This is a genomic window from Anaerococcus obesiensis ph10, from assembly GCF_000311745.1.
Taxonomy (GTDB): domain Bacteria; phylum Bacillota; class Clostridia; order Tissierellales; family Peptoniphilaceae; genus Anaerococcus; species Anaerococcus vaginalis.
The window spans coordinates 919,673-942,539 of the sequence record NZ_HE978531.1; the positions used below are offsets into that span (position 1 = coordinate 919,673).

Below are 22,867 nucleotides of genomic sequence, written 5' to 3' on the forward strand. Positions count from 1 at the left end.
GCTTTTATATTTTAAAATATAGAAAAATTTATCTTATCTTTAATAAAAATTAAGGATGAGAGTAATCTCATCCTTAAAATCAATTTGAGATACTAATAATGATATACCCAAATTTATAAATTTAATTTAATTATTTTCCTTTTTTCTTATTGATTGCTTCAGTAAGTTTTGGTACTACTTCAAATAAGTCCCCAACTATACCATAATCAGCTCTTCCAAATATTGGAGCATCTGGATCTTTGTTTATAGCTATAACTTTATCAGCAGCATTTATACCTGCCAAGTGTTGAATAGCTCCAGAAATTCCTACAGCTATATAAACTCTTGGTCCTACAGTTTTTCCTGATTGTCCTACTTGGTGAGAGTGTGAAATCCAACCAGCATCTACAGCCGCACGGCTTGATCCAACAGTTCCGTCAAGTGCATCAGCTAAATCTTTTATTAATGCAAAGTTTTTAGGATCTCCAAGTCCACGTCCACCAGAAACTATAAATTCAGCTCCAACTAAATCAACTTCATCTCCTTCATCTCTTGGAATGAAATCTAAAATTTTTGTTCTAGCTTCACCTTCAAATTTGATGTCTTCATCAATTATTTCGATATCATCTTTTGCACCAATAGCTTCTTTTGAAAATACTCCTGGTCTTACAGTTCCCATTTGTGGTCTGTGATCTGGGCAAAGAATCATTGCCATTAAGTTTCCACCAAATGCAGGTCTTGTCCATCTAACTTCTTTTTTCTCAGCGTCAATATCAAGTTCTGTACAATCTGCTGTAAGTCCTGTGTGAAGTCTTGCTGAAACTCTTGGGCCTAAATCTCTTCCTTGATTTGTTGCACCTATCAAAATTATATTTGGACTATATTTTTTAACTAATTGGTCTATTGCATCTGCATAAACTTCTGTATTATATTCTTTGTAAATTTCATTATCAACTGTGATAATTCCATCTACGCCGTATTCTTTTACTTCTTCTTTAGCTTTATCAACATTTGATCCGATAATTATAGCGTAAAGTTTTTCATCAATAGCATCAGCCATTCTTCTTCCTGGATTCATTAGTTCAAGTCCAACATTTACAGCTGATCCATCTTCTTTTGTTTCTACAATTACCCAAAGATTTTTATTTTCACTCATCTATATCCTCCTAAATAAGTTTCTCATCAGAAAGAGCATTTATTAACTTATCTACAGAAACGCTAGCATCTTCATCGTTGTAGATTTCTCCAGATTTCTTATGTTCAGGTGTATAAGATTTTTTAACTCTTGTTGGTGAACCTTTAAGTCCTATTGCTGTTTCGTCAATATTTTCTTTTAGTTCTTCAAAAGTAATTTGTTCGATTGTAGCTTTTTTAGCTTTCATTTTATTTTTGATTTTTGGATATCTTAATTCTTCATCGCCATATTTTGTAAATGTTATAAGAGCTGGAAGTTTTGCTTGAATATTTAAAGCTCCTCCTTCAACTTCTTTAAGAACTTTGATTCCCTCATCATTTAATTCTGCTGTATAAGCATAAGTTACTTGTGGTAAATCTAAGTGTTCAGCAATTTCTGGTCCTACTTGTGCTGTATCTCCATCTATAGCTTGAAGACCACAGAAAATCATATCATAATCTCCTTCTCTTTTAGCTACTTCTTTTATAGCTTCTGAGATTATATAACTTGTTGCAAGTGTATCAGAACCACCAAATTTTCTATCAGTAACCAAGTAAGCTTTGTCAGCTCCTACTGCCAAAGTATCTCTAAGCATAGATTCAGCTTGAGGTGGTCCCATAGAAATAACTGTGATTTTTACATTTTCTGGATCATTATCTTTTATTCTTAAAGCTTGTTCAAGGGCAAAAGCATCATAAGTATTTAAGATACTAGGAACTCCCTTTCTAATAAGAGTATTAGTTTCAGGATCTATTTTGATTTCATTAGTATCTGGAACTTGCTTTGCACATACAAAAATATTCATTTATTCCTCCTAAATTTATCTTCTTAATTATTATCTTAAAAGAGCTCCTGATACAACCATTAACATTACTTCTGAAGTACCTTCATAAATTTCTGTAATTTTTGCATCTCTCATCATTCTTTCAACGTCATATTCTTTGATATATCCATATCCACCAAGAATTTGAACTGCTCTATCAGCAACGAATGATGCTGTTCTAGAAGCTTTTAATTTTGCCATAGCTGCTGCTACTGAGTAATTTTCTCCAGCATCTTTTAAGCTTGCTGCCTTATAAACTAAATTTCTAGCAGCTTCAATTTCTATAGCCATTTCAGCTAATTTAAATTGTGTATTTTGGAATTTAGCTAAAGGACGTCCAAATTGTTCTCTTTCTTTAGAATATTGAACAGCTTTTTCTAAAGCGCCTTCTGCAATACCAAGAGCTTGAGCTGCAATTCCAATTCTTCCACCATCAAGAGTTGCCATAGCAATCTTAAATCCTTTACCTTCTTCTCCAAGTAAATTTTCTTTTGGTATTCTACAATCTTGGAAAATTAATTCCATAGTTGATGAACCATTGATTCCCATTTTGTTTTCAAGTGTACCAAAATCAAATCCTTTAGTTCCTTTTTCAACTATGAATGCAGAAATTCCGTGATTTCCTTTTGACTTATCTGTCATGGCAAATACTACATAAATATCAGCATATCCACCATTTGTTATAAAGATTTTTGTACCATTAAGTACATATTCATCTCCATCAAGTTTAGCTGTTGTTTGTTGACCTGAAGCATCAGTTCCTGCATTTGGTTCTGTAAGTCCAAAAGCACCTAATTTTTCTCCACTTGCAAGTGGTGTTAGATATTTTTTCTTTTGTTCATCATTACCAAATTTATTGATACAATCAGCTGATAATGATGTGTGAGCTGATAAAATTACACCTGTTGATGCACAATATTTTGAAAGCTCTTCAACTGCAAGTACGTATGTAAGTGTGTCAGCACCTTGACCGCCAAATTCTTCATCAAATGGAATTCCAAAGAAACCTAATTCTTGCATTTTTGCAACTGTTTCTTCTGGGAACATATGTTCTTCATCTACTTTTTGAGCTAATGGTTTAACTTCACTTTCTGCAAAGCCGTGGAACATCTCTCTCATTTCTTCATAATCTTCTGATAATTTATACATATTTTCTCCTAAATAATTTTCCATATTTATTATTTTTAAATTTAAAAATAATATTAAGAAACACTTTTTATCACTTATGTTATTATATTAACAATCGGAACTAGACTTGTCAAGCTTTTTAGCCAATTTTTTATCAAGCTTTTAGCTTTAAGTCTTAAATTTTTTTGGAAAATTTTTTCTAGCTTTATCCTTTTATTATATAAATTAAAATTCTATCACTTTATCATTTTATATAATTTAAAATTCTAAAATTCAAAACAAAAAATAAAACTTAGTCTATTATTATATGGAATTTAAAATTTATTTAAATATTTTTGCTAAATTTTATTTCTTTTATAATATAGTAAAAAGATTTCCCAAAAAAACATTTACCTACATTATAATAATATCACAATCAGTCTATCTGTCAAATCTTTATCAATATATTTACAAATTTTAACTATATATTTTATTTTATAAATCAGTTTTTAAATTTTAAGAATGAAAAATATTTTTTATGCTTAAATTTAAGATAAAAAAAATTTCATTTAATCCGAATCTATTTTGTTTATTATTAAAAAGCTAATATATTTAGATATCTTGATTTTAAAAATTTTCAAATTTAAAAATCAAAATTTTTCAATTTCTATTTTTATTTTAGTCGATTTCTTATTTGCTCTTAGAAAATTTAATTTTTTGATTTTTTAAGAACTTTAAAATAATTTCTAATTTTAAATTATAAATTTATTTGTTATTGATATTTATATTTAATTAAAGGAAAACTTTTCTATTCGATTTTTTCATGTTATAATTGATACATAATTAACTAAGTTACTTAGTTAAGTATACAATTTCTATTTACATTTAGGAGGGAAAAATGGATTACAACAAAATTAATGACGAAATTATTGAACAAATCAAATTATCAGTAAATGGAAAAGTTTATGTAGGAGAAGAAATTAATGAAGATTTCTTTCACGATGAAATGCCAATTTATGGCGAAGGAATCCCTGATGTTTTGATTGACGCTACTTGCAAGGAAGATGTTTCAAAAATAATGAAAATTTGTAATGAAAATAAAATTCCTGTTATAGCAAGAGGTGCTGGTAGTGGTTTGACTGGCGCTGGTGTTGCTATTAAAAATGGCGTAATGATTAATATGCAATCCATGAACAAAATTTTAGAATTTGATGAAGAAAATTTAGTTGTTAGAGTTGAACCTGGTGTTTTATTAAGTACTTTGGCTCAAACTTGTCTTGATAAGGGATATTTATATCCACCTGATCCAGGCGAAAAAAATGCTACACTTGGCGGAAACGTTTCATTAAATGCAGGAGGAATGCGTGCTGTTAAATATGGCACAACTCGTGATTATGTAAGAAAAATGGAAGTTGTTCTTCCTAGTGGAGAAATTACAACTTTTGGATCTATTGTTTCTAAATCATCTACTGGTTATTCTTTAAAAGATTTGATGGTTGGAAGTGAAGGAACTCTTGGAATTATTACTGAGCTTACTTTAAAAATCGTTCCAAATCCAAAACATACTGTTTCTTTAATCGTACCTTTTGAAGATTTGGATGATTGTATTTCTACTGTTCCTAAATTATTCCAAAATAATTTAAATCCACAAGCTATTGAGTTTATGGAAAGAGATATAGTTATAGCTAGTGAAAAATACATAGGCAAAGAAACTTTCCCTAAAAATATGGAAGGAATTGATGTTGGAGCTTATTTATTAATTACTTTTGATGGTGATGATGAGGATCTAATCGACAATACTCTTGAGCAAGCTGCTGAAGTTTTGGTTGATAATGGCGCAATTGATGTTTTGGTTGCTGATACTCCAAATTCAATTAGAGATGCTTGGGCTGCAAGAAGTTCTTTCCTTGAAGCTATTGAAACACAAAATAAACTTTTGGATGAGTGCGACGTTGTAGTTCCTGTAACAAAAATTGCTGAATATATTAATTTTGTTAATAAGGAAAGTGAATCTTATATGTTTAATGTTAAATCGTTCGGCCATGCTGGAGATGGAAACTTGCATATTTACACCCTATCAAATGAAGAAGATAAACTTGATCAATTTAAAGAAGAAGTTGATAAATTTATGGATGTAATCTATAAAAAAGCTTATGATTTGGGAGGAAAAATTTCTGGAGAACACGGAATAGGAAACGGAAAGAAAAAATATCTAAAGAGCTTTGAAGGTAACGTTAATATTGAAATAATGAGAGGAATTAAAAAAGCATTTGACCCAAATATGATTTTGAATCCAGATAAAGTTATTGCCTTATTAGGTGAATAAATTTAAAGGATTTGATTATGAATTACCTAAAAGAATTTGTAATCCTTTGTGTTTGTTTATTTTTAGGAGCTATTACAAGAAGTATTATAAATTATCCAATACCAGAACCTGTTTATGGAATGATTTATCTTTTTATAGCCCTACAATTTAACATACTCAAAAGTGAAGATATAAAAGAAACTTCTGATGGTATTTTAAAAAATTTAGCTTTTCTTTTTGTACCAGCAGGAGTAGGAATACTTGCTAATGTCGATGTCATTAAAGGAAAAATTTTCCAAATAATTATTTTAGTTATAATTGGAACAATAATTTCAATGGCTCTTACAGGACTTGTAGTGCAATTTTTACAAAGGAGGAAAGATGCTTGATAATCAATATTTTGGTATAGTTTTATCCTTTGCTGCCTACGAAATTGGAAAATGGATAAATAAAAAATTAAAAACTCCTATAGCAAATCCACTTCTCATTGCTATACTTTTGATTATAGGATTTTTATCCATCACAGGAATCGACTATGAATATTACAAAAAAGGTGGAGATTTTATAGCATTTTTTATAGGACCTGCAACAGTTGCAATGGTTTTAGATTTATATGCAAATCTTGACACACTAAAGAAAAATATTTTGCCAATACTTGTTGGAGTTGGATTTGGAACAATATTTTCATTTGTACTTGCCATATTTTTATCAAAAATATTCCAAATTGATAAAAATTTAGTTGCAAGTTTAATTCCACAATCAATAACAACAGCAATAGCCATTTCACTTTCCGGAGAATACCAAGGAATAATTGGACTTACTGCAATTGTCGTTGTAATTAGAGGAGTAAGCGGAGCAGTTTTTGCCCCTATTGTAATGAAAATATTTAGAATAAAAGATCCAGTTGCCCAAGGAGTAGCCATAGGCACATCATCCCACGCAGTTGGAACAAGTCAAGCAAGACTTATGGGAGAAATTCAAGGAGCAATGAGCGGACTATCAATTGCTATTGCTGGAATAACAGCAGTAATAATAATGCCACTTGCTATGAAATTAGTTGAAATAATAATTTAATAGAAAAATAAAATGAGCCTAAATTGGCTCATTTTATTTGCTTTTAATATAAGATTTATAGCTTTCTAGCACTTTTTTGTAACCATCTTCTTCTAAAATATTTTCTACATATTCTTTTATTTTTGCTGTAGGAATAATTCTCTTGTGGTTTTTTTCTACCATTTTCATTAAATCATTTTTTAAAATTGATATATCTGATGTATTAAGGTCAATATTTCCATCTCTTGCTGCATTTTTTATTGATCTTAATATCTTGTCAATATCAAATAATTCAATTTTTCCATTTCTTTTTTTAACATATAATTTGTTGTCCAAAAAATTTTCAATAACTTCAATCTTCGCTTTATCCAATTCATCTGCAATTTCTTCTATTGATAAATTTTTTCCTTGATAATAATCGATAATTATTTTTGTAAGATCTGACATATATCCCCCTAATTTTTTTCTTTTTATATTCTTACCCTAATTTTTTAGAAAATAAAAGATTGGACAAAATCCAATCTTTTTTATTTATTATTTTTTTGTATAGTTTGGAGATTCTCTTGTTATTTGAATATCGTGTGGATGGTTTTCTACTAGGGTTGCTGGGGAGATTTTTACAAATTTTGATTTTTCTTCTAATTCTTTTAAATTTCCTGCACCAACATATCCCATTCCTGAGCGAAGTCCTCCAAGAAGTTGATAAATTACATCTCCAACATATCCTTTTAAGGCAACTCTTCCTTCAACTCCTTCTGGTACAAATTTTTTGGTATCATTTTGGAAATATCTATCGCTTGATCCGGATTTCATTGCAGAAAGTGATCCCATTCCCCTGTATTCCTTGTATTGTTTTCCTTCAAATACAATTGTTTCTCCTGGTGATTCTTCTGTTCCCGCAAATAATGATCCTGCCATTATTACACTTGCTCCACATGCTAAAGCCTTTGTAATATCTCCAGAATATTTTATACCACCGTCGGCTATAATTGGAATTTGCGAATCTTTTGCAGCCTTTACACAATCAATTATTGCAGAAATTTGTGGAACTCCAACTCCTGTTACAACTCTTGTTGTACAAATTGATCCAGGTCCTATACCAACTTTTACAGCATCAACTCCTGCTTTTATCAAATCTTTTGTGGCTTCTCCTGTTGCAACATTTCCTGCTATTAATTGAAGATTAGGATATTTTTCTTTGATTTTTTTAATTGCAGTAATTACTCCTTTTGAATGCCCATGAGCTGTATCAACTGTTACAACGTCAACTTTTGCACGAACCAAGGCATCAATCCTATCCATCATATCACGAGTAATTCCTACTGCAGCTCCTACCAATAATCTATCATGCTCATCTCTTGCAGAATCTGGATATTGTCTTGATTTTTCTATATCTTTTATTGTAATTAATCCTTTTAATTTAAAATCATCATCAACTATTGGAAGCTTTTCAACTTTTCCTGATTCCATTTTTTTAACAGCATCTTCCATAGAAATTCCAACTTGACCAACAATAAGACCATCTTTAGTCATAATGTCGTCAATTTTTACATTTTCATCATTTTGAAATCTCACATCTCTGTTAGTCAAAATTCCCTTTAAGGTCATATTATCATCAACAATTGGAACACCACTTATCTTATAATTTGCCATTATTTCCAAAGCTTCTTTTAAAATATTTTCAGGTTTTAAATAAAATGGATCAGTTATTACGCCGTGTTCACTTCTTTTTACCCTATCAACTTCTTTGGCTTGGTCTTCTATTGACATATTTTTGTGGATTATTCCAATTCCACCTTGCCTTGCCATGGCAATTGCCATTTTTGATTCAGTTACAGTATCCATTGATGCTGACATCAAAGGAATATTTAATTTGATTTTTTTTGTAAGATTTGTTTGTAATGAAACTTCATTTGGTAAAACTTCTGATGGTCCTGGAACCAAAAGTAAGTCATCAAATGTTAATCCTTCTCCTATTATTTGCATAAAGCCTCCTATTTTTTAAAATAATTTATTGCATTTTCAAATATTTTTTGCTCTTTTTTATCGTAAATATTTTTGTATAAATCTGAATCTAATCTTTCAACATGGCCCATTCTACCCAAGATTTTTCCGTCTTTGGATAAAATTCCTTCAATATTATAATCAGATCCGTTTGGATTTATTTCATATACAGAAAAAATTTGACCGTTTTCTAATAAATCTTTGTATTTTTCTTCATTTACAATAAATCTTCCCTCGCCGTGAGAAATTGGAATTTTGTAAGTTACATCCAAATCAAGACCACTTGTCCATGGACTTTGATTATTTAAAACTTTTGTATCAACAATTGTTGAAATGTGCCTATCATTTGTGTTGTAAGTTAATGATGGGTCATCTTCTTCGATTTCTTTAATTTTTCCATAAGGAAGAAGTCCAGTTTTAATCAAAGTTTGGAAACCATTACAAATTCCAATTATTAAGCCATCATTTTCATCAAGCATATATTCAATGGCATCTTTTATTTTTTTATTTCTTATAATATTTGCCAAAAATTTACCAGAACCATCTGGCTCATCTGCCATTGAAAATCCTCCAGGAATGGCAAAAATTTGTGAATTTCTGATTGATTTTGAAAGATTTTCAATAGATTCTTCGATAGCTTTCTTATCTAAATTTCTAAATAAATTTATCTCAACTTCTGCCCCATATTTTTCAAAGACTTTTTTTGTATCCCATTCACAATTTGTTCCTGTTACGGCAAGAATTGAAACTTTGACCTTATCAACTGGTTTTTTTGATTTTAAAGAAACTTTCATCTCTTTTTGGTCGATTTTTTCATAAGGAATTTCTTCTTTTGGTGCAAATACTTGATTTAATTCATTTAAGTAAGATTTTTCTAATTTTTCACTATCTAATTTTTCTCCATTTACAATTAAATCATCAGAAAATTCTCCAATTTTTTCAACAAAGTCTAAATCTTTCTCATATTCAACCACGAAAGATCCAAACATTGGATTATATAAATTATCAAAATTTAAAGTAAAATTAGAATTTCCAAAGGCTTGTTCGTAAATATTTGCTAAAATTCCCTTATTATCAAGGGCAATAGTAGAAATTATTTTTCCATCTCTCATTGCCTTTATTAATTTTTCCAATAAATTTTTGTAATGATCAAGGTCAAGGGTCATATCAGAATTATATTTTGCCCTAACAAGACCAATTTTTCCTTTGCCTTTCAAATCGTTTGATTTTATATTTTCAATATCTTCAGTTGTCGCTGCAAAAGAAATTAAAGTTGGTGGAACATTTAAATCTTCAAAGCTTCCACTCATTGAATCTTTTCCACCGATTGGAGGCATTTTGAAAAAGTTTGTTACTTCAAAAGCTCCCAAAAGTGATTTTAATGGCTTGGACCAAGATTTTTCATTGTCCATTTTTTCATAAAATTCTTGGAAGGATAATCTTATTTTTTCCAAATCGCTTCCAACAGAAACAAGTTTTGCAATTGATTCTATTACTGCGTAATATCCTCCCAAATATTGGCTTTTTTCTGACAAATATGGATCAAATCCGTAGGACATTATTGAAACAGTTTTAGATTTTCCTTCATTTACTGGAATTTTTGCAACCATGGCTTGAGATGGATTTACTTGTTTTTTCCTCCAAGGGGTTGAAGGACGGTGTTTTGTCCAATGGTTGAATCAAATATTTCTATTAAATTTCTTTGGCTAATAACATTTAAATCTTTTATTTTATCGTAAAAATATTTTGGATCAGAAGATTTTTCTTTCAAATATTTTGGAACTTCTTCGCTTACAAAATTAACTTTCGCCTTTCTTTCTGCTCCATTTGTATTTATAAAATCATAGGAAATATCTGCAATTTTTTTATCTTCATAAAACATTCTCATCCTATTTGTGTCAGTAACTGTTCCAACTAGAGCTGTTTCTACATTTTCTTCCCTACAATATTTTTCAAATTCTTCTCTATCATTTTTGTCAATTAAAACTGCCATTCTTTCTTGGGATTCTGAAATTGCAATTTCTGATGGTTTAAGTCCTTCATATTTTAATTTAACTTTTGAAAGGTCTATATCAATTCCATCATAAAGTTCTCCAATTGCAACTGATACTCCACCAGCCCCAAAATCGTTGCATTTTTTTATAAGTTTTGAAACTTCACTTCTTCTAAATAATCTTTGAAGTTTTCTTTCTTCTGGGGCATTTCCTTTTTGAACTTGGGCAGATTCTGTAATTATTGAAGTTAATTTGTGAGATTTTGATGAACCTGTTGCTCCACCAATTCCATCTCTCCCAGTTCTTCCTCCAATTAACAAAACTATATCATCTTTTTTTGGCCTAAGTCTTTTTACATTTTCTTTTGGAGCTGCGGCGATTACTGCCCCACATTCCATTCTTTTTGCCTTGTAGCCTTCGTGGAAAATTTCTTTTACAAACCCTGTAGCAAGACCAATTTGGTTTCCGTAGGAAGAATATCCCTTGGCAGCAAGTTTTGAAATTTTTCTTTGTGGAAGTTTCCCCTCCATAGTCTTATCAACATCTTCTAAAATATTTCCAGCTCCAGTAATTCTCATAGCTTGGTAGACATAGCTTCTTCCTGAAAGTGGATCTCTAATTGCTCCCCCAAGACAAGTTGATGCCCCACCAAAAGGCTCGATTTCTGTAGGATGGTTGTGGGTTTCATTTTTAAACATCAAAAGATAATCTTCAAGATTTTCCTTGCCATTTTTTTCTACCCTAACTTTTACATAAACAGAGCAGGCATTTATTTCACTTGAAACTTCCAAATCATCAAAGTCATTTTTACTTCTCATATATTTTGAAAGAATCGTTCCAAAACTCATAAGATTTATTGGCTTTTTAATTTCAAGTTCATCTCTCATTTTTAAATATTTTTCAAAAGAATTTTTAATAGCCTCATCAAGAATGGTTTTTGCCTTTATGTCAATCTCAAGGTTTGTATTAAAAGTTGTGTGCCTACAATGGTCTGACCAATAAGTATCTAATATTTTTATCTCAGTTTCGTTTGGATCCCTATTTTCTTTTTTAAAATAATCCCTAACCATTTTCAAATCATTTTCGTCCATGGCAAGGTCGTGGGCCTTTAAAAATTTAGAAATTTCCTCATCTGAATAATCTATAAATCCATCATATATTTCATTTTCAAGATTTTTTTCCTTTTTTGTATCCAAGCTTTCTGGCATTTCTTTCAAATCAATTTTGTGGCTATCAACTGGATTTACTAGATAATTTTCAATTTTTTTAAGGTCATTTTCACTTAATTTTGAAAATTCATAAACTGTTGCAGTCTTACAGTCTGTTTTTTCATCCAAAATTAAATCTAGAATGTCAACAACTCCCTTTCTTCTTTGGTCAAATTGGCCTGGAAGATATTCTACTGCAAGGGAAGATTCAAAAGAATCCTCAAGTTTTTTTGCCTCATCTTTTGCATAAACATAATCAAGATTTCTTTCAGATAAGACATTATTAATTGCCTTATCCAAATTTTCATCGCTTATTTCAAGGTCGTATCTGTTGTAAATATTTAATTTTTCTAATTTTATTTTCAAAAGATTTTCTATTTCTTTTTTTACTTCTTTGGACTTGTAATCGAACCTATCTTTTTTTCTTACATAAATTCTCTTAACTGACTTTTTCATATCATATCCTTAATGTCTAAAGTGTCTGTTGTTGGTAAATACCATGGACATTTTGTACTCATTACATTTTTCAATTGAATCCTTATCTCTAATTGATCCACCTGGTTGGATTATTGATTTTACTCCAATTTTGTGAGCAAATTCTACACAATCATCAAATGGGAAAAAGGCATCAGATGACATAATTGAATCAGTAAAGTCTACATCTGGGTGGTTATTTTTGATTGATTCCAATGCCCAAATTCTTGAAGTTTGTCCACAGCCAACTCCCAAAGTTTTTCCATCTTTAACAATTACAATTGCATTTGATTTTGTATATTTTACAACTTTCATTGCAAATTTTAAATCATCAATATCTTTTTTTTCTGGTTTTACTTCAGTTACAACTTCAAAATCATCTTCTTTTGAATCGGTATCTTGAACTAAAACTTTTCCTTCCAAATATTTAACATCTTCTTCAACCATATCTTTTGATAAGTCAACTTTTATTATACGAACATTTTTCTTTTTAGATAAAATTTCCAAAGCCTCTTTTGTAAAGTCATTTGCTGCAATAATTTCTAGGAAAATTTCACTCATCATACTTGCAGTTTTTTCATCAACTACTCCATTTAGGGCAACAATTCCACCAAAAATTGATAAAGAATCAGCCTCATATGCTTTTTTGTAAGCATCAAAAGCATTTTCTCCAATAGCAGCTCCACAAGGAGATTGGTGTTTTAAAGCTACACAAGAATTTTCTCCAAGTTCTTTAGCAAGTTCCAAAGCAATATTTAAATCATTATAATTATTAAAGCTCATTGCCTTGCCGTGTAAAATTTCTATATCTTTTAAAAGTCCTTTTGCATAAGTATCTTCATAAAGACTTGCTTTTTGGCTTGGATTTTCTCCATATCTTAAATCCTCAATTTTTCTAAGACCATAAGTTTTATATTCACTTTCTTTTTTGGTTAAATCTTTGAAAAATCTAGAAATTACACTATCATAATAAGCTGTAAGAGAATAAGCTTTCATAGCCAAATATCTTCTATATTCTAAATCAACTTGATTATTTTCTAATTTTTCCAAAAATTCATCATAATCACTTGGGTCAGTCAAAACTACACAGTCCTTGTGATTTTTGGCAGCAGATCTAATCAAAGTAGGCCCACCTATATCAATATTTTCAATAATATTGTCAACATCATTACTCTTTAAGGACTCTTCAAACTTATATAAATTTACAACAACTATATCAATATCTTTGATATTATTTTCTTCCACAGTTTTTTTGTGATTTTCGTCATCTCTTTTGTAAAGAATTCCTCCATGAACATAAGGAGATAAAGTTTTTACCCTACCATCCAAAATTTCAGGAAAATTTGTTATCTCTTCAATTTCTTTTACATCTACTCCGCTTTCTTTAATTTTTTTATATGTACCGCCAGTAGATACAATTTCCACACCTAATTCACTCAATCCTCTAGCAAGTTTTTCTACATCCTTTTTTTCAGTAACAGATATTAAAGCTCTCATTAATCCCTCCCATAAGCTTTTAGTCTAAATTTAAAGACAAGAAAAGGGAAGCTAACAAAATTAGCTTCCCTGATAAAACATTACTCCATTCATAGACAAATTTGGGCATAGAAATTCACAGAAAGATCTTAGCCTTTCAATTTTTTTCATAGATAAAATCATAATTGTAAATTTTTCAATTTTAAAAATAAAATCCATGATAAATACCCCCAAATGAATGTAAAATAATCATACCACAATATTTTTAAAAATTAAAGATATATTTTTATTTTTTAAGAAAATTAATAATTTTTTGCAATCTACATTTTTCTAGCTTTGTATTTGCTTTTGCACTTATCCTCTATCTTCAATAATTTCTATGCAATTTTAGCAATTATTCCCATATTTTCCCTCCTTGAACTTAAATGACCATTATTGTATAATTATGTCATTAAATGACTTAATTAAATTTTAAGATGCTTAATGTCTTTTGCCAAGACTTTAAATGTCTATCAGTCTTTGAGTGTATATTAAAAGGAGAAATTATGAGTTTTGAATCTAAGTTAAGAAAGCTTCGCGAAAATAAAAATTTAACTCAAGAAGAGCTGGCAAAGCTTGTTGGTGTTTCTTTAAAAACTATTTCAAGATATGAAATGGGAGAATCTAAACCGAGATATAGAAAAATTTATGATAAACTTGCAGAGGTTTTGGACACTAGCCACGATTATCTTGTAACTGATGAGGAGAATTTTATTCTTGATGCTAGGGAAAAATACGGCTACAAGGGAGCAAAAGATGCAAAGGAAATGGTTGATGGGGTAATTGGTCTTATGGCTGGTGGAGAAATAAATGAAGAGGATAAAAAAGCAATCCTTGATTCTATCCAAGAGGCCTACTATATTGCAAAAAATAAGAATAAAAAATATAACCCTCACAATGATTAGGTGAAATATGTCTTTTTTATACGATGAAATTTTTGATGATGTAAAAAAATTAATTAAAAAATATGACAGCAGAAATCCAAAAGAAATTTTAATTCAAAGGGGCGTAAATATAATTGCTTTTAAGGAAAATACAAAACTTTTGGGTATGTATAAAATTATCAAAAGAAATTCTTTTGTTTTTTACAATCCCTTTGTTGACAAAAGAATTCAAAATATGGTTTTTGCTCACGAATTGGGCCATGACCTTTATCACAAAGATATGGCAAAAAATGAAAATCTGATTGAGTATGAACTTTTTGATATAAATAGTGAAATGGAATTGTGTGCAAATATTTTTGCAGCTCATCTTCTTTTGGATGAAAAAGAACTGATAAATGATGTAAAAGCAGGCTATACTTACAACCAACTAGCCTCTATGTATAATGTGAATGTAAATCTTATGATTTTTAAATTAAATGAGATGCATAGGATGGGCATGAATATAAAAAAAGAAGAAGCTGATCCTAATTTTTTTAAGGATATTAACGGCAAGGATATAAGAAATCATGATATATACTGATGAAATTATAAATAATCCGGTAAAACTTTCCCATTATTTGATAGAAAATAGGGTGAAAAATAATATAAGAGCTTGCGATATGACAGCAGGAAACGGCAAGGATTCAAAATTTATTTTGGATAAGAAAAATCCCAAAATTTTGTATGCTTTTGATATACAAAAACTTTCACAAGAAAGATGTGAAAAACTTATAGGTCAAAGGGATAATTTTAAATTTATCCTTGATGATCACAAAAATATTGAAAAATATATAGAAGAAAAAATTGACCTTTTTATCTATAATTTGGGATTTTTGCCAAAAGGAGATAAGTCAATTACAACAAATCATAAGTCTGTGATACAATCTCTAAAATCTTGTTTGGATTTATTAAATGAAAAAGGTCTTATTCTTATAACTTTTTATCCAGGTCATGAAGAAGGCAAAAATGAGGAAAAATATGTGGGAGAATTTTTAAAAAATCTAGATCAAAAAACATTTCAAGTCATAAAATATAATTTTTATAATCAAATAAACAATCCTCCCTTCCTTATTTCCATAAGAAAGGTGTGAAAGAAATTTTTATTTGTTATAATTAATTAGGAAAGGATAAATTAGATGAAAAAAAGAAGACTTTTTCCCTTTGCTATAATTTCACTCTTACTTATTTTGGCTTTTTTGAATTTTACAAGTCCAAAAAATGCTGAAAAAATAAATCTTCCAAGCTTGGAAGAAAAAAAGATGAAAGATTTGACAAAGGATAAATATATAGAAGATTTTGAATTTGCCTACAATATTTTAGAAACTTATTATCCTTATTTTGACATAAATAAGAAAATTAATAATATTGACTGGTTAGGAAAAAAAGAAACCTTCAAAAAATATATAGAAAATTCCAAAAATGATGTGGACTTTGGCTTGAGAATGAATAAAATTTTGTATGAGCTAAATAACGACCACACCCAAATAATTGACCAAAATCAGGCAGTTGAAATGTATATAACCTACTACAAAATGCCAGAAAATGATTGGCGTCATTATATAAGCCATGTTTATGAAAAGGAAAATGTAAGAAGAAGATACAATTTAGATAATAAAAAAATAAATGATTATTTGAAATACAACCAGTATGAAACAAAAGCTAAAATAAATAAAAATAATAATATTTTAGGAAAGGCAACAGAAAATTCAAACGAAATTCGTACAGACAATATTGAAGCTAAAGATATAAATGATAAGATAGGATATTTAAAAATTAATTCAATGGTAAATTATGATTATTCAAATTATGACCGAAAAAAATTGAAAACCTATCTAAAAAAAGTAAAAACAAAAAAGCTCTAGTTATTGATATAAGAGGAAATACTGGTGGCGATTCTAGATATTGGCAAGATTTTCTTCTTCCACAAATTATAGATAAGCCATATTCTACAAGTTATTATTCTTTTATCAAAAAAGGAGATTTAAATAAGAAAGTAATAAGCCAAGAAAAATACAAAGAAGGCGTAAGCGAATTTTTAAATGCAAGTAATTTTTCAAATGATACAAAACAGATACTTTCAAAATTTGATTATTACACAAATTATCCTGCAAAAATAAGCCCAAGCGAAGATTCCATAAAATTTAAAGGAAACATCTATCTTCTTATAGATTCGTCAGTATTTTCATCAGCAGAAATGCTAGCATCTTTTTGCAAAGAAACAAAACTTGCAACAATTGTAGGAAGCCAAAGCAAGGGAGATGGAATTGGAACTGACCCCTTGCAAATTGATTTGCCAAATTCTGGATATGTATTGAGATTTTCAAAAGAAATCGGAGTGACTGAATCAGGATATATAAACGAAATAGAAAAAACAAATCCTGACATAAATATAGATTCAAATAGATTTGATGAAATAAAAGACCAACCAATAATACAAAAAATTATAGAAATAGAAGGCTAAGGCCTTCTATTTTCTTATATAAAAATATCAAGTATAGTTTCTTCGTTGATAAATTTTTTCCGAAAAAAAGGAGTAGCAATGAGTCTTATTTCAATTTTAATTTTAGCTATCGGACTTAGCATGGATGCTTTTGCAGCAAGCATTTGTCAAGGTCTTCAAATAAAAGAAAATAACATAAAAAATACCCTAAGCATTGGACTTTGTTTTGGAATTTTCCAAGCACTTATGCCTATTCTTGGTTATTTTCTAGCATCAAGTTTTGCAAATTCAATCAAAGCAATTGACCATTGGGTTGCCTTTATTTTATTATTTATAATTGGCTTCCAAATGATAAGAGAATCAAAAGATGCAAGCTGTAAAATAAGCCACGGCTTAAGCTTAAAATCTTTATTTTCACTTGGAATCGCAACAAGCATTGATGCAATGGCAGTTGGAGTTTCCTTTGCATTTTTGAATGTAAATATATTTTCTTCAAGCACAATAATAGGAATCACAACCTTTATTCTCTCATCAATAGCCTTTAAAATAGGAAATAAATTGGGCATGAAAAGCAAACAAATTTCAGAGCTTATTGGCGGAGTAATTTTAATTTTATTAGGAACAAAAATTCTAATTGAGCACTTATTTTTACAATAAGCGCTTTTTATTTGCAATTAAAAAAACTTCCATTTTTCTTGGAAGTTTTTATTTTTTTAATATTTAAATTTCAAAAATTGGAAGTTTTTCTAAAAATATTATATCATCCCTATTAGCTGCATCTCCTTCTGCAAGAATCGCAAGTTTTTGAACAACCTCTCCTCCTGCTTTTTTCACAAGATTTTCTAAAGCTTTTATAGATTCTCCTGTGGAAATTACATCATCAACTAGGGCTACTTTCTTCCCTTTTATTTTTTCTACATCTTTAAAATCCAAAAATAATTTTTGGGTATTTTTTGTTGTAATTGACTTTACTTCTACACTTACAGGATTTTCCATGTAGGATTTTTGTGATTTTCTTGCAACTACAAATGATTTTTCTCCAATATTTCTTGCAATTTCATGTGCAAGGGCTATACCTTTTGCTTCTGCTGTAAGAATTATATCGCAATCAATTTTTTTACTTAATTCATATCCTGCTTTTGTTGCAAGCTCTGTATCTCCCAATAAAACAAATGATGCAATTTTTAAATTATCTGATATTTGTATTATTGGCAAATTTCTTTCGACTCCACACACATTTAATTTATAATAATCCATAAAATCTCCTATAAAATTATAAATTTAAGAATTACTCCTGCTACAAGTCCCATAAAAGGATCGCTTGCTGCAGTTGTTGCCATAGCTATACCTGCAACTAATATTGTATCGCCTCCTCCTGCAAAAGCAAGATTTGCATTTGTTGGAACTGTTACAAGAGCGCCAAGTACAAATAAAAATCCGTGGATTGATTCTCCTGGAACATATTTTCCAAGTTTTGGCAAAAATCCCATAAACATTATTACTCCAAGAATTGCCATCATCAAAATTCCAGAATTAATTGGATTATCGCTTGCTCCTGTTGCAGAAATTATTGCCTCAACTGGAGCTCCCCCAAAAAGTGAAGAAATAGAATCAGCAAGACCTGAATAAACTGTCAAATGATCAATATTTGCAGTCAAATTTCCATCTCCAAGAGATGCTGTAATATTTCCAAAGGCAATATTTGCACCAATTGTAAGGCAAGCAAGAGATAAAGAACCTCTGATAACTTTTTTATTTAAAATAGGTTTTTTAATAGAAAGTTTTCTTTCTTCTTTTTTAATCTCTTTTCCTATTTCCATTTTCATAATATTTGCATAAATTGAAGAAATAACAACAGAAATTATAATAGTGTAAACAAGATTTCTTCCAGAAACAAAATATGTTATAAGGGCTGAAATTATAGAAATTAAACTTACCATTTTTGTTTCAAGTTTTAGTCCATCAATTGCAATTTTTGCAAGAATCAATCCAACTCCTGCCATCATTCCATTTAATACATAAACTCCAGCCAAATCAACAATAAAATTTAAGCTTCCAGTAATTCCAAGTATGGACATAATAATTCCTGCCCAAAATACAACCGACAATCTTTCCCTAATATTATCGCCATAAGATCCTGCAAGGGCAATTGTTTCAGCTTGCATAGAAATTGGAATTGGAGATTGCAAAAGCATACAAGCAACTACTCCCACAGCAAAACCAAGCGAAGTTGGAAATGCAGAAAAACCTACCGAAAGTGCCAAAAGTGCTTGGGGAATTCCATTAATTACAACCCCCAAGGCTGCCATAATGTCATTAAAAGTCATAAGACCTCCTAAAAATTTATTTTAAAAATCCGAATAAAATTATACCATATTTAGAAAATAAAAAAAGGCAGAAATTAATCTGCCTTAAATCTTTGATAAAGTATTCAAATCCTCATGCTAAGAATATCATACGGAAAAAATTGCTTTGATTTCAAATTTAAAAATTCGTGCAAAATCGCACTGTTCGAGCTTTAGCGAGTTTGCGATTTTAGAATTTTAAAATTTAGAAATCAACAATTTTTGAAGTCCGATATTCGTGCTTGAGGATTTGTATGCGTTATAAGTAAGAAATTAATCTGCCGTAAATTTACATTTTTTCAACTTCAGGATAATCAATTCTCTTTGTATCAACTGTAACTTTTTTGATTTTTACATCTTCAAGAGGTCTGTCATTATAATCTGTTTTTACATTTGCGATTTTGTCAATTTCATCCATACCCTCAATAATTTTTCCAAATCCTGCATAATCTCCGTCAAGATGTGGACTTTTTTTGTGCATTATAAAAAATTGACTTCCTGCAGAATCTGGCATAAATGATCTTGCCATTGATAAAACTCCTTTATCATGGAGCAGATTATTTTCAAAACCATTTGAAGAAAATTCTCCTTTTATAGCATATCCAGGGCCACCCATTCCACTTCCTTGTGGATCTCCTCCTTGAATCATAAAATCTTTTATAATCCTGTGAAAAATTAGCCCATCATAAAAATTATTTTTTATTAATGAAATAAAATTATTTACAGTATTTGGAGCAATTTCTGGATATAATTCAGCTTTAAAGATTGCACCATTTTCCATTTCAAATGTAACTATTGGATTTTCCATTTATTTCTCCTTTAAAATTATTTTTATTAGAATTTAATTTTCTGTATAAATTCATAATTTATTATACTATTGTCCTTGATTTTGCCACAAAATTATTTCGCCTTTTTATTTATAGCATAAAATAAGGTCATTGCAGAAAAAATCAAAGATGAACCCCTAGAATAGGAAAGATATTTTTCTTCCCAAAAACTTGCATACTTATCCTTATAAGCCTTGAGCCCTTCAAAAGAATAAAAATGATCTCCCAATTTAAAAATCGTATATACCATTCTCTCTTGCAAAAACGAATGTCTCATAACTCCTACATTTGAAAGTGGAGCCATCCCAAGATCAAAATATTTTATATTATTTTCTTTCAAATATGTGAAAATATTTATAAACAAATAATCCATCAAGCCATCAACATTTTCTTCATAACGCATAAGGTCAACTGTTGCCCAATTTTCTACATAAATTGGCGATAAATTTGCAAAAGCAATTATTTTTTGATTAGGATTTTTTATTACAGCAATATCTCCGCTATTCAAATAATCTTTGTCAAAAAATCCCAAAGAAAATCCCTTTTCTTTGCCTTCTCCAAGCCAAGAATTAGAAATTTCTTGAAGTCTTTTTATAGTTTTTCCATCAAAAGGTCCTTGCAAAATTTCAAAACTATATCCATCTCTACCAAGTTTATTTATAGTTTTTCTTAGATTTTTCTTTTTCTTGCCATCAAGATTAAATTGTTCAAGATTTACATTTGCACTTTCCCCAAATTTCATAAAATTGAAACCATATTCATGAACTTTCATTGTTATATCTTTATTTATTTCATAAAAAACAATATTATAACCCAAATCATCAGCTTCATAAATAAATTTTTCCAAAAGCTCATCAAAATATTTTTCATTTCCAATAGGATCTCCCATGACAATTACCTTATCGCCCACTGTCCTAATTTGAAGACAAGCCAAATCATATTCATCATTTTTTAACCAATAAAGATCCTTATCATCCAAAAAAGAGAGAAAAGCTTCTTTGGAACCTCCCTGATTTTTAAGTAAATTTATATACCTATCATAATCAAATTTTTCCCCAACTTTTAACCTAGGGCCTTGCAAATTCCTAATCAAAAGATAAACAATAAAATAAATTATTGATATTGTAGCAATTATTGAAATAAAATTATACTCAAAAGGAATCAGAATAAAATCATTAGTCTCACTAATATTCACATCAATGATAGAGCCACGTTTCAAAATTTTCCCTACATAAACTATGAGCATAAAATTTGTCAAAAGTAAATCAATAAACCTATCTTCGCTAGCATAAATAAATTGTTTGGTATAAAGTTCATCTTTTGTAAGTAGATTAATTACAAACATTATAAAAATATAAATAAGAGTAGATAAACTATAACCAGTTATATAAGTATAGCAAAATACAAGAATTAACATTATGGTATTTAAAAGAAAAGATTTTTTCTGTTTTGAAATATAAGCTCTTGCCATAACTATAAATATAAATCCAAAAAGAAGAGATGGAAACTGATAAATAGCCGAAGCTCTTATAGGATTTAATTTTGTAAGAAGACCTCCACCATAAGCCTTATCTGGCAAAGTTGCAGCCAAAATCATAAAAAGTCCAAAAATATACAATAAAAAAGTATTCAAAACCAAAATAATATTTTTGAAAAGTCTTTTTACAAAAGCAGATTCCTTAAATTGAAAAGCAATTGTAAAATTTTTAGTAAAAAATACAAAAGCAAGGCAAAATGGAACAATATAGTAAAACATTCTATAAAGAAGAATCCAAGCAAGTGCCAATTCTTGATTTATACCCTGACTTTTTAAAGCAAACAAAATTATAAGGTCAAAAGAACCGATGGCACCAGGAATCATAGAAATATATCCTACAATATTTGCCGCAACAACCAAAGTTGATAAACTAAGCAAATCAAATTTAATCCCCATTAAATACCCAATAACCACAAAGGCACTCATAACTCCAAACCATTCAGCAATTGAGATTAAAAATAATTTTATTTGATTTTTTCTAGAAAATTTAATCTTTCCCAAAAAAGACAAAGCCAATACAAAAGGAATATACAAACTTGCACCAACAAGCAAAAGCGTATAACTTTGTAAATTTGGATTTGAGTGAAACATTAAAGAAATTAAGGAAATAATAGAAAAAAACGATAAACCACATGGCAAAAATACCAAAAGCTGTAAGATTTTTTTCACAAGCTTTGTAGCTTCATGTCCCTTACCATAAAAAGCCGTTCTAAGTCCAATAGAAATAAATCCACCAAGCCCCAAAAGATCATTAAAATTATTAATGCAAAATCCAGTTTCTCCTATGTATTTTTTATCATAATTATTTCCAAGCTCTTCATTCAAAATAAAATCATACAAGCTTGCTGGAATATTAGCAAAAATTCCATAGATTCCCATAAAAAGTAATGTAATAACCGATAAGCTAGAAAAAATAAATTTTACATCTTCAAGTTTTATTTCTTTGGATATTTTTCTAAATTCTACAATTACAAGAATTAATACAGATGTAAAAAATATTTTCTTAAATATTTCCTTAAAATTACTCAATTTTTCTTTCATTTAATTTCCTCATTAAATTTTAAATAAAATTTCAATAATATTCTTAAAAAAAAGACGGGGACTTCCCCGCCTTTTAATGAAAGTATTTTATTTCAAATTTTTAGCTAAATTAAGCTAT

Annotated in this window: 19 protein-coding genes and 1 pseudogene; 9 read left to right on the forward strand and 11 right to left on the reverse strand. The window is 29.3% G+C overall.

All coding sequences use genetic code 11. The annotated features are described in order from the left end of the window. Positions 1–130: 130 nt before the first annotated feature. Genes HGAG_RS04670 through HGAG_RS04680 form a run of 3 tightly spaced genes read right to left on the reverse strand, consistent with a single transcriptional unit; the run spans position 131 to position 3,125 of the window. On the reverse strand, positions 131–1,135 hold the full coding sequence (locus HGAG_RS04670) for an electron transfer flavoprotein subunit alpha/FixB family protein (protein ID WP_019118128.1): 1,005 nt from the start codon (positions 1,133–1,135) through the stop codon (positions 131–133). A 10-nt stretch (positions 1,136–1,145) separates the two neighbouring features. Continuing rightward, the gene (locus HGAG_RS04675; RefSeq protein WP_019118129.1) at positions 1,146–1,958 is read right to left on the reverse strand and encodes an electron transfer flavoprotein subunit beta/FixA family protein; all 813 of its coding nucleotides are present in this window, start codon (positions 1,956–1,958) and stop codon (positions 1,146–1,148) included. Between the two features lie 30 nt (positions 1,959–1,988). Continuing rightward, a complete protein-coding gene (locus HGAG_RS04680; RefSeq protein ID WP_019118130.1) occupies positions 1,989–3,125 on the reverse strand; it encodes an acyl-CoA dehydrogenase in 1,137 nt (378 codons plus the stop codon). A gap of 856 nt (positions 3,126–3,981) precedes the next feature. On the opposite strand from HGAG_RS04680, the gene HGAG_RS04685 reads away from it, so the two are divergent. The 3 genes from HGAG_RS04685 to HGAG_RS04695 are packed head-to-tail and all read left to right on the forward strand — an operon-like array spanning position 3,982 to position 6,462. Next, a complete protein-coding gene (locus tag HGAG_RS04685) occupies positions 3,982–5,409 on the forward strand; it encodes an FAD-binding oxidoreductase (RefSeq protein ID WP_019118131.1) in 1,428 nt (475 codons plus the stop codon). Between the two features lie 17 nt (positions 5,410–5,426). Then, on the forward strand, positions 5,427–5,777 hold the full coding sequence (locus HGAG_RS04690; RefSeq protein WP_004838185.1) for a CidA/LrgA family protein: 351 nt from the start codon (positions 5,427–5,429) through the stop codon (positions 5,775–5,777). Next, positions 5,770–6,462: an LrgB family protein gene (locus HGAG_RS04695; RefSeq protein WP_004838184.1), complete on the forward strand. Its 693-nt coding sequence runs from the start codon at positions 5,770–5,772 to the stop codon at positions 6,460–6,462. Before HGAG_RS04690 ends, HGAG_RS04695 begins: the two co-directional genes overlap by 8 nt. A gap of 33 nt (positions 6,463–6,495) precedes the next feature. Here HGAG_RS04695 and HGAG_RS04700 read toward each other — a convergent pair whose 3' ends face one another. The 4 genes and pseudogenes from HGAG_RS04700 to purH form a co-directional block, all read right to left on the reverse strand. Beyond that, on the reverse strand, positions 6,496–6,888 hold the full coding sequence (locus tag HGAG_RS04700; protein ID WP_019118132.1) for an ATP cone domain-containing protein: 393 nt from the start codon (positions 6,886–6,888) through the stop codon (positions 6,496–6,498). Between the two features lie 87 nt (positions 6,889–6,975). Then, positions 6,976–8,427, reverse strand: a complete 1,452-nt coding sequence (guaB, locus tag HGAG_RS04705; protein WP_019118133.1) for an IMP dehydrogenase — start codon at positions 8,425–8,427, stop codon at positions 6,976–6,978. 8 nt (positions 8,428–8,435) lie between these two features. Continuing rightward, a pseudogene (locus tag HGAG_RS10605) lies at positions 8,436–12,103 on the reverse strand (phosphoribosylformylglycinamidine synthase). A gap of 9 nt (positions 12,104–12,112) precedes the next feature. Beyond that, the gene (gene purH / locus HGAG_RS04715) at positions 12,113–13,618 is read right to left on the reverse strand and encodes a bifunctional phosphoribosylaminoimidazolecarboxamide formyltransferase/IMP cyclohydrolase (protein WP_019118134.1); all 1,506 of its coding nucleotides are present in this window, start codon (positions 13,616–13,618) and stop codon (positions 12,113–12,115) included. A gap of 524 nt (positions 13,619–14,142) precedes the next feature. On the opposite strand from purH, the gene HGAG_RS04725 reads away from it, so the two are divergent. The 6 genes from HGAG_RS04725 to HGAG_RS04745 all read left to right on the forward strand — a co-directional run bounded on the left by HGAG_RS04725 (position 14,143) and on the right by HGAG_RS04745 (position 17,656). After that, a complete protein-coding gene (locus HGAG_RS04725) occupies positions 14,143–14,541 on the forward strand; it encodes a helix-turn-helix domain-containing protein (RefSeq protein ID WP_019118135.1) in 399 nt (132 codons plus the stop codon). Between the two features lie 7 nt (positions 14,542–14,548). Beyond that, positions 14,549–15,100 carry an ImmA/IrrE family metallo-endopeptidase gene (locus HGAG_RS04730; protein WP_019118136.1) on the forward strand — a complete coding sequence of 184 codons (552 nt, stop codon included), beginning with the start codon at positions 14,549–14,551 and terminating at the stop codon, positions 15,098–15,100. Continuing rightward, positions 15,087–15,650: a tRNA 5-(aminomethyl)-2-thiouridylate-methyltransferase MnmM gene (gene mnmM, locus HGAG_RS04735; protein ID WP_019118137.1), complete on the forward strand. Its 564-nt coding sequence runs from the start codon at positions 15,087–15,089 to the stop codon at positions 15,648–15,650. The genes HGAG_RS04730 and mnmM overlap by 14 nt, the downstream gene beginning before the upstream one ends. Positions 15,651–15,695: 45 nt before the next feature. Beyond that, a complete protein-coding gene (locus HGAG_RS12020; protein WP_244263820.1) occupies positions 15,696–16,421 on the forward strand; it encodes a S41 family peptidase in 726 nt (241 codons plus the stop codon). An 8-nt stretch (positions 16,422–16,429) separates the two neighbouring features. Next, positions 16,430–17,020, forward strand: a complete 591-nt coding sequence (locus tag HGAG_RS12025; RefSeq protein ID WP_244263839.1) for a S41 family peptidase — start codon at positions 16,430–16,432, stop codon at positions 17,018–17,020. Positions 17,021–17,098: 78 nt separating this feature from the next. Beyond that, a complete protein-coding gene (locus tag HGAG_RS04745; protein ID WP_019118138.1) occupies positions 17,099–17,656 on the forward strand; it encodes a manganese efflux pump MntP in 558 nt (185 codons plus the stop codon). Positions 17,657–17,719: 63 nt separating this feature from the next. Here HGAG_RS04745 and HGAG_RS04750 read toward each other — a convergent pair whose 3' ends face one another. The 4 genes from HGAG_RS04750 to mprF all read right to left on the reverse strand — a co-directional run bounded on the left by HGAG_RS04750 (position 17,720) and on the right by mprF (position 22,749). Beyond that, the gene (locus HGAG_RS04750) at positions 17,720–18,256 is read right to left on the reverse strand and encodes a phosphoribosyltransferase family protein (RefSeq protein ID WP_019118139.1); all 537 of its coding nucleotides are present in this window, start codon (positions 18,254–18,256) and stop codon (positions 17,720–17,722) included. An 8-nt stretch (positions 18,257–18,264) separates the two neighbouring features. After that, positions 18,265–19,326: a guanine permease gene (locus HGAG_RS04755; RefSeq protein ID WP_019118140.1), complete on the reverse strand. Its 1,062-nt coding sequence runs from the start codon at positions 19,324–19,326 to the stop codon at positions 18,265–18,267. A gap of 307 nt (positions 19,327–19,633) precedes the next feature. Further along, positions 19,634–20,152: a peptidylprolyl isomerase gene (locus tag HGAG_RS04760; protein WP_019118141.1), complete on the reverse strand. Its 519-nt coding sequence runs from the start codon at positions 20,150–20,152 to the stop codon at positions 19,634–19,636. Positions 20,153–20,244: 92 nt separating this feature from the next. Then, the gene (gene mprF, locus HGAG_RS04765; protein ID WP_019118142.1) at positions 20,245–22,749 is read right to left on the reverse strand and encodes a bifunctional lysylphosphatidylglycerol flippase/synthetase MprF; all 2,505 of its coding nucleotides are present in this window, start codon (positions 22,747–22,749) and stop codon (positions 20,245–20,247) included. Positions 22,750–22,867: the final 118 nt, after the last annotated feature.